8 protein-coding genes are annotated in these 12566 nt (G+C 70.6%); 6 read left to right on the forward strand and 2 right to left on the reverse strand.

Going from position 1 to position 12566, the window contains the following annotated elements:
* Positions 1-30 precede the first annotated feature (30 nt).
* A complete protein-coding gene (locus OG456_RS35550) occupies positions 31-1926 on the reverse strand; it encodes an N-acetylmuramoyl-L-alanine amidase (protein WP_266569532.1) in 1896 nt (631 codons plus the stop codon).
* Positions 1927-2335: 409 nt separating this feature from the next.
* Positions 2336-3553, reverse strand: a complete 1218-nt coding sequence (locus tag OG456_RS35555) for an ROK family transcriptional regulator (RefSeq protein ID WP_266568312.1) — start codon at positions 3551-3553, stop codon at positions 2336-2338.
* 202 nt (positions 3554-3755) lie between these two features.
* Here OG456_RS35555 and OG456_RS35560 point away from each other — a divergent pair, with 202 nt between their 5' ends.
* The 6 genes from OG456_RS35560 to OG456_RS35585 all read left to right on the forward strand — a co-directional run bounded on the left by OG456_RS35560 (position 3756) and on the right by OG456_RS35585 (position 12547).
* Entirely contained in the window at positions 3756-5276 is a 1521-nt protein-coding gene (locus OG456_RS35560; RefSeq protein ID WP_266569533.1) for a sugar ABC transporter ATP-binding protein, read from the forward strand.
* The gene (locus tag OG456_RS35565) at positions 5273-6274 is read left to right on the forward strand and encodes an ABC transporter permease (protein WP_266568314.1); all 1002 of its coding nucleotides are present in this window, start codon (positions 5273-5275) and stop codon (positions 6272-6274) included. Before OG456_RS35560 ends, OG456_RS35565 begins: the two co-directional genes overlap by 4 nt.
* On the forward strand, positions 6271-7281 hold the full coding sequence (locus OG456_RS35570; protein ID WP_266568316.1) for an ABC transporter permease: 1011 nt from the start codon (positions 6271-6273) through the stop codon (positions 7279-7281). The genes OG456_RS35565 and OG456_RS35570 overlap by 4 nt, the downstream gene beginning before the upstream one ends.
* Positions 7278-8486, forward strand: coding sequence for a substrate-binding domain-containing protein (locus OG456_RS35575; protein ID WP_266568318.1), 1209 nt, complete (start codon positions 7278-7280; stop codon positions 8484-8486). The genes OG456_RS35570 and OG456_RS35575 overlap by 4 nt, the downstream gene beginning before the upstream one ends.
* Positions 8483-9358 (forward strand): sugar phosphate isomerase/epimerase, encoded by an 876-nt coding sequence (locus OG456_RS35580; protein ID WP_266568320.1) that lies wholly within the window; start codon positions 8483-8485, stop codon positions 9356-9358. The genes OG456_RS35575 and OG456_RS35580 overlap by 4 nt, the downstream gene beginning before the upstream one ends.
* A 90-nt stretch (positions 9359-9448) precedes the next feature.
* Entirely contained in the window at positions 9449-12547 is a 3099-nt protein-coding gene (locus OG456_RS35585) for a ThuA domain-containing protein (RefSeq protein ID WP_266568322.1), read from the forward strand.
* Positions 12548-12566: the final 19 nt, after the last annotated feature.

Here is a 12566-nt window from a genome sequence, read left to right on the forward strand (position 1 = left end):
CAGTTCCGGGCCCGGCCGAGTCATGTGCCGTCAGGCGCCCGACGGCAGCACCTGCACGTCGGCGGCCCGCACGTACGCCACCCGGTGACCGAACTGGATCTCGTAGTAGACGTCCTTGCCGCGCACCACCCGGTGCGACGTCGTGTCGAACGTCGGCGAGTAGAAGTACTCAGCGGTCGTCCTGGCACCCGCGACGTACCGCTGCCCTGCGAGCAGCTTGTACGGCAGCGGGGAGACCGTCTGCGGGGTGATGTCCGCCGGGTATGCCTCCTTCTCGGGGTAGGCGCGCCCGTACACCGGGACGTCGGTGCGGCCGGCCTTCGGGGCGACGACCAGGCCCGCCGCGTTCACGGCCGTGGGCTGCTTCTTCGGGTTCTTGAACCAGGCCTTCTGGCCGAGGTACCAGACCGCGGTCCAGTCGCCCTTGCGCTCCGCGACCGCGTACTGCTGGCCGGTCGACAGGCGTGCGCCCATGTCGTTCACGTCGGTCGTGGAGTCCTCGCCGCCGGGCCGCAGCCCGATGTCCTTGATCAGCGGCGCGTCCTCGCTGGGCGCGGTGTACACCCGTACGGCGCCGGAGCCGTGCGTGGCACAGGTCTCGCCCGCCTTGACGCAGCCGGTGTACACAGGCTTGTTCTTGGCGAAGTCGGGGGCCACGGTCACGAGGCCGCCCTTCGGGCCCGCGGCCGCCTTGAACGGCTTGCCCATCAGCGCGAAGTAGTGCCCCCAGTCCCAGTACGGACCCGGGTCCGTGTGCATGCTCTTGATCCCGGCCGTTGTCGTCCCCGGCACGTTGTCATGGCCGAGGATGTGCTGCCGGTCCAGCGGGATGTCGTACTTCTTCGCCAGGTACTTCACCAGGCGCGACGACGCGCGGTACATCTCCTCCGTGTACCAGGAGTCCGGCTCGGCGAGGAATCCCTCGTGCTCCAGGCCCAGGGACTTGGCGTTGACGTACCAGTTGCCCGCGTGCCAGCCGACGTCCTTGGCCTTCACGTGCTGGGCAATGTGCCCGTCCGTCGAGCGCAGCGAGTAGTGCCAGGCCAGATACGTCTTGTCCTGGACCAGCTGAAGCGTGGTGTCCCAGGTCGCCTCGGTGTCGTGGATGACGATGTAGTCGATGCTCTGGTCGTTCGGCCGGTCGGCGAGGTCGTGGTTGCCGTAGTCGCCGTCCCCGAACTCCTCGTAGGGCGCCGGGATCCACTCGCACGACACGGTCGGCGGGCACTCGGTGCCGCTCTCGTCGGACTTCCGCAGACCCATGCTCCGCACCTGCGCCGCGTCGGGCTTCAGGCTGCGGTCGGCCGTGAGCTCCACGCGCTGCCCGGCGTCCGTGGTGCGTCGCTCGCCGTCGTGGATCACGGCGAACACGTCGTTCGCGTACGTCGCGGCCGTGGCGGTGTCGTCGGCGCCGGAGAACTTTGCGATCGCTCCGTACCAGTCGGCCGGGTCGGGGCTGAGGGGCTTACCGAGGGCCTTCTGCGCCGAGGCGAGCAGGGCGGCGCCGCCGCGCACATTGGCCGCGGGGTCGGAGCGCAGCTGTTCGGCGGGGATGCCGCTGAGCTCGGCGGCGCGCGTCAACGACTTGAGACGGGCCGGGAGTTGGGAGTTCTGCGGCACCTTCATCTTCGGGGTGAGAGCCGGCCGTGACGTGTCGCCGCGCGGATCGCCCTCGGCCTCGCTGTGCGCGGCCACACCGGCGAGCGCGGCGCGGGCGTCCGTGAGGTGCATGGGGCCGTAGCCGCCGGTGACGCTGGGCGCACCACCGTGCGTGTCCCACCGGGACTGGAGGTAGGAGACGCCGAGCAGGACGCTCTGGGGCACCCGGTACTCGGCCGCCGCGGTCGTGAACGCGTGCTGGAGCCCCGCGTTCGACGCCTCCTGGGCCTCGCTCGGAGGTGCGGCGCCGAGGAGGGGGAGCAGCAGGGCCGCCGTCGCGAGCGTCCCCGCCGCCCGGGCCGCCTGGTTCGTGCGTCTGCGGGCGGCCGGCGAGCGGTCGCTGGTGGTCGAGGGCAAAGCGGCCTCCTGGGAACGGTCCTGGGACATGTGAGCTCGACGGGTGTGCGGGGGCGATCGTGGGTCAGTGGTATCGGCTCGCCGACGATCCGTCAATCATGCTCAGGGCAAGGGATTTCCCATGTCAGCGCCCGTTCGGCGGGCTTTCTCCGGGGAGGCCTCACCGCCTGCGGCGCGTCAGTGGAATGGACCAATGACTGTGCGCAAAGAGTGGGGCCGCCGTCTCGGCATACGGGAGGGCGCCGCGAACCCAGCCGCGTACTCCACCTGATCGGAGGATCGACCGCGCGGGTGTTCCCCGGCGGCCGGCCCGGCCAGGTCAGCGCGGCGACGCGCCCGCGAGGACCCGGTCCACCTGCTCCGGCGAGAGGGCGTGCTCGATCGCCAGGATCGCCGCGCCGACCACGGCGGCGTCGGCTCCGGTGCGGCTCGGCTCGATGCGCAGAACATGGGTGGCCAGCGGGTGGGAGCGGCGGTACACCGCCTCCCGCACGCCCGCGAGGAGTTGGTCGTGGACGGCCGCCAGCGCGCCGCCGACCACCACCGTGTCCGGGTTGAAGAAGTTCACCAGGCCCGCGAGGACCTCGCCGACCGCACGCCCCGCCTCACGCACCATCCGTACGGCGTCACGGTTGCCGGACTTCACCAGGCGCACGACGTCGCGGCTCGACGCGGCGTCCAGTCCCAGGTCCGACAGCTCGCGGGCCAGCGCCGCGCCGCCCGCGACCGCCTCCAGGCAGCCCGAGTTCCCGCACCGGCACGGCGCCGCCTCCTGCCGGCTGTCGCCGACCCGGATGTGCCCGATGTCGCCCGCGCTGCCCTGCGCGCCCCGGTGCAGCCGGCCGTCCGCGACGATGCCGCAGCCGATACCCGTACCGACCTTGATGTACAGGAGATAGCGGGTGTCCGGAAACGCACGGCGCTGCTCGGCCAGCGCCATCACGTTCACGTCGTTGTCGACGAGGGCCCGCACACCGAACCGGTCGGCGAAGAACTCGGGGATCGGATACTGGTGCCAGCCGGGCATGATGGGCGGATCCACGGGCCGGCCGGTGGTGAACTCGACGGGCCCCGGCACGCCCACACCGATCGACTGGAGCGAGGCCGGGTCGAGACCCGCCTCGTCCAGGAGCGCGTGGAGCGTCCGCTCGACGTGGCCGAGAATCGACGAAGGCCCGTCGGCGATCGACAACTGGTCCTCACGCAGCGCGAGTTGATCCCCTGCGATGTCGAGGAGCGCGACCCGGCAGTGCGAGGCGCCCAGGTCGACGCCCGCCACCACATGCTCGCGGGTGCGCAGATGGAGGCGGCGCGGGGGCCTGCCGCCCGTCGAGTCCCCGGCCTCCGCCCCGGCCTCGATGAGGAAGCCGTGCGCGATGAGCGCGTCGACGCGCTGCGACACGGTCGACCGTGCGAGCCCGGTGATCCGCGCGATGTCTGCGCGGGTCGCGGCGGCCCCCGTACGCAGCAGGGCGAGGACCTCGCCGGGCGACGACGGCGGCGCGGAACTGAGGTGATGATCCGGCGCTCCAGACATGGCAGTCACGATAGGGACGAGTTCCGCTGCTCACAAGCCCGATGCTGTTCGCCGATCGACCTAAGTGCCCGTCAATTTCCTTTGTACGGACCAAGCTTGGGCCCTTGACAGGTCAAAGAAGGGTCAGCACATTGCAATGCAGACCGCTGCGGAAGACTGCCGAAGAGGCCGGAGAGGCTGAACGATGCAGGCGACACAGACGATGTTGGCGATGCACGGCGTGTCCAAGAGCTTTCTGGGTGTACGGGTGCTGCACGGGGTCTCCCTCGACCTCGCCCCGGGCGAGGTGCACGCGCTCGTCGGGGAGAACGGCGCGGGAAAGTCCACCCTGATGAAGGTCCTCGCGGGCGAACACGTCCCCGACGAGGGCACCATCACCCTGGACGGCGCCGAGCAGTCCTTCACCCATCCCGCGCAGGCCCAGGCCGCCGGAATCGGCATCATCCACCAGGAGTTCGCGCTCCTGCCCCACCGCACCGTCGCCGAGAACGTGTTCCTCGGCCGCGAACCGACCCGGCGCGGACTCGTCGACCGCCGCGCCATGGAGGCGCGTACCGCCGAACTCCTGACCGAGCTCGGCGAGTCGGGCATCACCCCGCGCACCTACGTCCGTGATCTGCCGGTCGCGCGCCAGCAGACCGTCGAGATCGTCAAGGCGCTCGCCTCCGACGACGCGCCGGCCCGCGTCCTCGTCATGGACGAGCCGACCGCCCCGCTCGCCGACCATGAGGCAGCCCAACTCCACGCGCTAGTACGCCGGTTGGCCGCCCGCGGCCTCGGCGTCCTCTACATCTCGCACCGCCTGCGCGAGGTCTTCGACCTCTCGCAGCGCATCACCGTCCTCAAGGACGGCCGGCACGTCACGACCGTACGCACCGAGGACACCGACACCGACCAGGTCGTCCGCGCCATGGTCGGCCGGGAGCTCAGCGCCTACTACCCGCCGCGCGCCCGCCCCGGCGAGGCCGGGGACGTCCGGCTGACCGTGCGCGGCGGAGGCAACGCACGCCTGCGCGACATCGACCTGACGCTGCGCTCGGGCGAGGTCACCGGCATCGCGGGCCTCCAGGGATCAGGGCGCACGACACTGGCCCGCGCCCTGTTCGGCGCCGCACCCTTCACCACGGGTGCCATGACCGTGGGCGGCCGCGACCTGCGCCCCACGAGCCCGCGCCGGGCCATCCGCGCGGGGATCGCCCTGGTCACCGAGGACCGCAAGGCCGAAGGGCTCGCCCTGCGCCAGTCCGTGCGCGACAACGCGCTCCTCGTCACCCGGGCCGTGCCCGCGCGGGGCCGTCCGCCCGCGGCCCGTGACCTCACCGCCCTTCTGGAGCGGGTCCGGCTGCATGCGCGCGGCGAGGACCAGCAGGCCCAGTTCCTCTCCGGCGGCAACCAGCAGAAGGTCGTCATCGCCAAGTGGCTCGCCGCCCGCCCGCAGATCCTGCTCTTCGACGAGCCGACCCGGGGCGTCGACGTCGGCGCCAAGGCCGCCATCCACACCCTCGTCCGCGACCTCGCCCGCGAGGGACTGGCCGTCCTGATCGTCTCCTCCGAACTGCCCGAACTCATCGGCATGAGCGACCGCATCCTCGTCATGGCGGAGGGCCGCCTCGCCGGCGAACTCCCCGCCGGCGCGAGCGAGGAGGACATCATGCGCCTGGCCACACGCGGCGGCCCGGCAGCTCACCCGCCCGTCCCCGCCTCACCGGAGGGAAGCGCATGACCGGGACCGCCGTCGCCCCGCCGACCGTCGCGAAGTCCGCCCCGCCGCGCAGGACCCGCCTCGCCGACCCCGCCGTCGGCGTCTGGCTGGCCGCCGCGGCCGTCACCGCGGCCGGCTGGATCGTGGTGGCCGCGCGCGGCGGGGACTTCCTCACCCTCGCCAACGTCGTCGGCATCCTCCAGAACTGCGTGGCACTCGGACTCGTCGCCGTCGGACAGACCGCCGTGATCCTCACCGGCTCCCTCGACCTCTCCGTGGCGTACCTCATCAGCCTCGGCACGCTCGTCGCCGCCACCACGATGGAGGACGGCAGCGTCGTCACGGCCGTCCTCGCCGTGCTCGCGCTCTCCGCGGCCGTCGGCCTCGCCAACGGCCTCGTCGTCACCGGGCTGAAGGTCAACGCGTTCATCGCGACGCTCGGCACCGCGTTCATCCTGCGCGGCTGGATCGAGGACAACTACACGGGCCCCGCCGGCAAGGTCCCCGCGTCCTTCCAGCACCTCGGCTACGACCGCATGGGGCCTGTCCCCGTCTCCCTGTTCCTGCTCGCCGCGGTCGCCGCCGCCCTGTGGTTCGTCACTCGCCGCACGCGCTTCGGCCACCACCTGTACGCGACCGGGGGCGACGAGCACGCCGCCCGCCTCTCCGGTGTCCGCACCCGGCGCACCGTCGTCGCCGCGCACGTCCTGTGCTCACTGTGCGTGGGAGCCGCCGCGCTCTTCCTCGCCGCGAGGCTCGGCGCGGGCGCCCCCTGGGCCGGCACCGAGGCCCGCTACGACCTCGAGTCGATCGCCGCCGTCGTCCTCGGCGGCACCGCGCTCGCGGGCGGCCGCGGCGGAGTGGCGGGCACGCTCGGCGGCGTCCTGGTCCTCGCCGTGCTCGACTCCGTCTTCAACCAGCTGGGCGTCGACCCGTTCTTCAAGAACGTCGTGCGCGGCGTCGTCATCATCGCCGCCGTCGCCCTCTACGCCCGGCGCGGCACAGGGAGGCCCGCATGACCACGGCGAACCCAACTATCCGCCCCTACAGGCGAGTTGCCCGCTCGCTCGGCACCGGCACCCCCGTCTACGTACTCCTCGCCGTGCTCCTCGTGGCCCTCGCCGCCACCGACCCCGGCTTCTACGAACCCGACCGCTTCCTCGCCTTCGTCAAACGCGCGGCGCCGCTCGTCATCCTGGCGGCGGGCCAGTATCTGGTCATCGTGTGCGGGGAGTTCGACCTGTCCGTCGGGGCGATCGTCACTGCCGGTGTCGTCGTCGCGGCGGAACTCTACGACTCGTACCCGGACGCCTCCTGGGCCGTGGTGACGGGCGGGCTGCTGCTCGCCGGAGCGCTGACCGGTCTCCTCAGCGGGCTGATCACGACGAAACTGCGCGTGCCGTCGTTCATCACGACGCTCGGCATGATGCTGATCCTCGAAGGTGCCGTCTTCTTCTGGACCGGCGGCTCCCCGCACGGATCGCTCCCGGAGGAGTTCCGCCGGCTCGGCCGCGGCACTGCGGGCGGCTGGCTGCCCTGGGCGGTCCTCGCCTGCCTCGTCGCGGGCGCCGCCGCCGTGTTCCTCATGCGCTCGGACTTCAGCCGCACCCTGATCGCCACCGGCGACAGCGAACGCACCGCCGCCCTCGCGGGCGTCCGCGTCCACCGGGTCCGCGTCATCGCGTTCGTCCTGTCGGGCGTCGCGGCCGCGCTCGCCGCCGTCCTCGTCGGCGGATTCTCCGGAGTGTCCGCACAGGCGGGCCGCGGCTACGAGTTCGAGGCCATCACCGCCGTCGTACTCGGCGGCGTCGTGCTCGGCGGAGGCCGCGGCAGCGTCGTCGCCGCCATGGCCGGGGCCTTCTCGCTCCAGGCCCTGTTCACGCTGCTCAACCTGCAAGGCGTCTCGGGCGCCCTCGAATCCACGGTCCAAGGCGTCATCGTCATCGCTGCCGTAGGTCTCGGAGCGGCCGACTTCTCCCGCCTGCGCCGCCGTCGTACTCACCCCTCGGGAGGGACCCCCTCATGACCCGCAGACGTCCACTCTCCGTCGCCGCCGCCCTGGCGGCCGCCGCGCTGCTCACCTCGTGCTCCAGCGACATGCCGGCGGACTCCGCGGCGGGCACGGCGTCGGAGAGCGCCGCGAAGGGGAGCGCCGACAAGCCGTCGAAGTTCTTCCAACAGGCCGAGTACGAACGGCAGTTGGCGCTCGCCAAGGCCACTCCCGAAGGGCCCGCCGACAAGCCCTGGGAGCAGATGCTCGAACCCGAGATGACCGACACGGCCCAGTACAGGAAGAAGGGCTCAGGCGGCACCCACCTCTGCTTCTCCAACGCCGGCGTCTTCAACCCGTGGCGCCAGGTGGGCCTCAAGGACATGAAGGCCGAGGTGAAACTCCACAAGGAGATCACCGACTTCACCGTCCTGGACGCCCAGGGCAAGGACGACAAGCAGATCTCCGACATCCAGGAACTCGCCGGGAACAAGAGCTGCGACGCCCTGATCGTGTCCCCGAACACCACCGCCACCCTCACCCCGGCCGTGAAGGAGGCCTGCGGCAAGCTGCCCGTCATCGTCTTCGACCGGGGCGTCGAGACGGACTGCGCCGTCACCTTCATCAACCCCATCGGCGGCTACGGCTACGGGGCCGTCGCCGCGGACTTCCTCGTCGACAAGGTCAAGCCCAAGGGCAAGATCCTCGCCCTGCGCATCTCACCCGGCGTCGACGTCCTCGAGACCCGGTGGTCCGCCGCGAAGCTCGCCTTCGACAAGAGCCAACTCGACGTGGTGGACGTCAAGTTCACCGACGGCGACCCCGCCAAGACGAAGTCGATCGTGGCGGACGCGATCTCCCGGCACGGCTCGGTCGACGGCGTCTGGATGGACTCGGGCGCCACGTCCGTGGCCGCCGTCGAGGCGTTCGAGGACGCCGGCGTGGACGTCCCGCCCATCACCGGCGAGGACCAGCAGGACTTCCTTCAGGCGTGGAAGGACAAGAAGCTCACCGCGATCGCGCCCACGTACCCCACCTTCCAGTGGCGTACGCCGGTCATCGCCGCCCTGCGCGTGCTCGACGGCAAGCAGGTCCCCAAGGAGTGGAAGCTGCCGCAGCCCACCGTCACCCAGGACAACCTCGACGAGTACCTCCAGGAGGGCATGCCGCCGCTGCACTACGCCATGTGCGGCTGCCAGGACCTGCCCGGCTACCCGAAGGACTGGGGAGGCAAGAAGTGACCGCGCCCGCCTGGGAGTTGGGCGCCAACCCCTGGATCTGGCACTCGCCGGTCACTGGACGAGCCCTCGCCGACACGCTGCCCCGCCTCGCCGCCTGGGGGTTCGACTGCGTGGAACTCCCCCTGGAGAGCGCGGGCGACTGGGACCCGGTCGTTGCGGCGAAGCTCCTCGACGCGACCGGTCTCGGCCCCGCAGCCGTGATCGCCGTCATGCCGCACGGCCGCGACCTGGTCGACGCGGACGCCGCCACGGTGCGCACCACTCAGGACTATGTACGCCACTGCGTGGACACCGCCCACGCGATCGGGGCGCCGGTGGTCGCAGGCCCCCTGTACGCGTCCGTCGGCCGGACCTGGCGGATGGACAGTGCCGCGCGCGAGGCCGCGTACGACGAGCTGCGCACGCACCTCGCCCCCCTTGTCGAGCACGCCCGCACGGCCGGGGTGCGCCTCGCGGTGGAACCCCTCAACCGCTACGAGACCAGCCTGCTCAACACCGTGGCCCAGAGTCTGGAGGCCCTCGAAGGGCTGCCGCACGACGGGATCGGCGTCGCGCTCGACACCTACCACCAGAACATCGAGGAACACTCGCTCCCCGCCGCCGTCCGCGCGGCCGGGGAGCGTATCGCGCACGTCCAGGTCTGCGCGAACGACCGCGGCACACCCGGGGCCGACCACCTCGACTGGACCGGCTTCCTGGACGCGCTGCGCGAGTCGGGCTACCGAGGCCCCTTGTGCATCGAGTCGTTCACCGCGCACAACGACGCGATCGCCGTCGCCGCTTCCGTGTGGCGCCCGCTCGCCGGCAGCCAGGACGCCCTGGCCACGGACGGCCTGCGCTTCCTGTGCGCCGCGACCGGCCGAACCCTCTGAGCTCTCCGAATTCCGGCACCCCGCAAGTCCGTCCACTGTCTCCACGGAAAGGACCACCTCATGGGATGTCATGCTCGTGACATCAGAGGCATGCGAAGAGCTGCCCTCGCGTTACTGACCGCCCTGCTGCTCGCCGTCGGCTTCCTCCCCACCGGCGCCACGGCCGCGGGCAAGGCCCCAGCCTTCCGCGCGCTGCTCTTCACCAAGGCCGTCGGCTACGTCCACGGCTCCATCCCGGACGGCATCAAGATGGTCGAGGAGGAGGCCGCGGCGAACAACTTCGAGGTCGTCCAGACCGACGACTCGACCGTCTTCGACGACGCGAAGCTCAAGGACTTCGACGTCATCATCATGCTGCAGAACTCCGGCATGGTCTGGGACACCGACGGCCAGCGCGAGGCCCTGCAGAAGTACGTGCGCGGCGGCAAGGGCGTCGTCGCCATCCACAACACCCTCGACATGGGCGTCGAGGAACAGTTCCCCTGGTGGGACGAGACCATCAACGGCGGCGCCCACATGCCGGCCCACTCACCCGGCGTGCTCCAGGGCACGGCCAAGGTCGCCGACCGCGTGCACCCCTCCACCAAAGGGCTTCCGGAGCGCTGGGAGCGCCCCGAGGAGTGGTACAACTTCGACAAGGACCCGCGCGGCGACGTGCACGTCCTCGTCACCGCAGACGAGACCACGTACAACCCGGGGGGCTCCGCGATGGGCGCCGACCACCCCATCTCCTGGTGCCGCAACGCCGAGGGCGGCAAGGTCTGGGCGACCGCCATGGGCCACGACACCGCCTCCTACAGCGAACCCGCCTTCCGCGCCCATGTGCTCGGCGGCATCCAGTGGGCCGCCGGAAACAAGCCCGGCGACTGCGGCGGCACCGTCTGGTCCGGCTACGAGAAGACCGCACTCGACGACAACACCGCCGACCCGATGGAGCTCGACGTCGCCAAGGACGGCAAGGTCTTCTACATCCAGCGCAGCGGCGAGGTGAAGGTCTACGACCCCGCCACCCACGCCACCGCGACCGCGGGCAAGCTCGACGTCTACACCGGCGGTGAGGACGGCCTCGTCGGCATGGAGCTCGACCCGTCGTTCAAGAGCAACCACTGGATCTATCTGTACTACGCGCCGAAGGACGCCAAGGACGACGTCAACCGGCTCTCCCGCTTCACCGTGAAGTCGGACAACACCCTTGACCTGGCGAGCGAGAAGAAGCTCCTCGACGTCCCCGCGTACCGCGACCGCAGCTTCCCCGAGCCCGGACACACCGGCGGCGCCGTCGAGTTCGGCCCGAACCGCACCCTCTACCTCGGCGTCGGCGACGACACCCCGCCCAACCTCGACCCCGACTGGCAGGGCTACGCGCCGATCGACTGGCGCCCCGGCAAGCAGATGCTGGACGCCGCCCGCACGGCCGGCAACACCAACGACCTGCGCGGCAAGATCCTGCGCATCAAGCCCACCGACGCGGGCGGCTACACCATCCCCAAGGGCAACCTCTTCGCGAAGGGCACGGCGAAGACCCGGCCCGAGATCTACGCGATGGGCTTCCGCAACCCGTTCCGCTTCAACGTCGACCCGAAGAACGGAGCCGTCCACGTCTCCGACTACGGCCCCGACCGCGGCGGCCCGACGACCGACCGCGGCCCCGAGGGCCTCGTCGAGTACAACGTCATCAAGAAGCCCGGCAACTACGGCTGGCCCTTCTGCCACGGCAACAACCAGCCGTACGCCCCCTACAACCCGGACACCAAGGAGATCGGCGCCAAGTTCGACTGCGACAAGCCGGTCAACCCCTCGCCGAACAACACGGGCCTCAAGGACCTGCCGCCCGTGCAGCAGCCGGTGATCTGGTACGGCTACGGCAAGTCCAAAGAGTTCCCGGAGATGGGCGAGGGCGGCTCCGCGCCCATGAGCGGGCCCGTCTACCACTACGACGCGAAGAACCCGTCGAAGACCAAGTTCCCCGCCTACTTCGAGGGCGCGAGCTTCTTCTACGAGTGGGCCCGCGACCAGGTCAAGGAGATCCGCTTCGACCAGGACGGAAAGCTCCTCAAGATCAACGACTTCCTGAAGACCGCGAAGTTCGCCAAGCCGATGGACATGACCTTCGGCCCCGACGGCTCGCTCTACGTCCTGGAATGGGGCAGCCAGTTCGGCGGCGGCAACAACGACTCCGGGCTCTACCGGATCGACTACGCGCAAGGACAGCGCGTACCCATCGCCGAGGCGAAGGCCTCCGTCACCAACGGCCCCACCCCGCTCGAGGTCTCCTTCTCCAGCGAGGGAAGCAAGGACCCCGACGGCGACCCGCTCACCTACGCCTGGGACTTCGACGGCGACGGCACCTACGACTCCACCGAGGCGAGCCCCAGCCACACCTACACGGCGAAGGGCGACTTCAACGCCCAGCTGAAGGTCACCGACTCCACCGGCAAGTCCGGCTATGCCAACGTTCCCGTCACCGCGGGCAACACCGCGCCCAAGGTGAAGATCGAGTTCCCCGTCGACGGCAAGCTCATCGACTTCGGCGACAAGATCCCGTACAAGGTGACCGTCACCGACCCCGAGGACGGCACGGTCGACTGCTCCAAGGTCACGGTCAACCCGGCCCTCGGCCACGACGACCACGAGCACCCCACGACCGACATCCCCGGCTGCGAAGGCACCGTGGACACCGGTGACCTGGGAGGCCACCCCGAGGGCGCCGACCTCACCTACGTACTCAACGCCAAGTACACCGACAAGGGAGGCGACGGCGTCAGTGCCCTGACCGGCTACGGGCGGTCCGTGCTCCAGCCCAGGCACAAGCAGGCCGAGTACTACGACGGCCAGTCCGGCACGCGCGTCGTCGCACAGGAAGGTGCCGAGAACGGCAAGCGCATCGGCGACGTCAGCGACGGCGACTGGGTCGCGTTCGACCCGATGAGCGTCGAGGGCATCGGACAGGTGAGCTACAAACTGTCGTCACCGTACGGCGTCGGTTCCATCGAGCTGCGCGCGGACGCCCCCGACGGCAAACTCCTCGCCGCCACACCCGTCCCGAACACCGGTGACTGGGACGCCTACCAGGCCACACCCGCCGTCCCGGTCGACGCGCTGACCGGCACGCACAAGCTGTACCTCGTGTTCAAGTCCCCGCAGGACAACTCGTTCGACGTGGACGCCATGCAGTTCAGCAATCCCTAGCCCCCGGAGGTAAGTGCAC

The sequence above is a fragment of the Streptomyces sp. NBC_01446 genome, from assembly GCF_026340095.1.
Classification (GTDB): Bacteria; Actinomycetota; Actinomycetes; order Streptomycetales; family Streptomycetaceae; genus Streptomyces; species Streptomyces aureus.

What these genes read in the sequence shown, in the direction of transcription:
- OG456_RS35575 (WP_266568318.1), top strand. Translation starts at nt 7,278, where the DNA reads ATGACCCGCAGACGTCCACTCTCCGTCGCCGCCGCCCTGGCGGCCGCC.
- OG456_RS35560 (WP_266569533.1), top strand. Translation starts at nt 3,756, where the DNA reads ATGTTGGCGATGCACGGCGTGTCCAAGAGCTTTCTGGGTGTACGGGTG.
- OG456_RS35570 (WP_266568316.1), top strand. Translation starts at nt 6,271, where the DNA reads ATGACCACGGCGAACCCAACTATCCGCCCCTACAGGCGAGTTGCCCGC.
- OG456_RS35585 (WP_266568322.1), top strand. Translation starts at nt 9,449, where the DNA reads ATGCGAAGAGCTGCCCTCGCGTTACTGACCGCCCTGCTGCTCGCCGTC.
- OG456_RS35555 (WP_266568312.1), bottom strand. Translation starts at nt 3,553, where the DNA reads ATGTCTGGAGCGCCGGATCATCACCTCAGTTCCGCGCCGCCGTCGTCG.
- OG456_RS35565 (WP_266568314.1), top strand. Translation starts at nt 5,273, where the DNA reads ATGACCGGGACCGCCGTCGCCCCGCCGACCGTCGCGAAGTCCGCCCCG.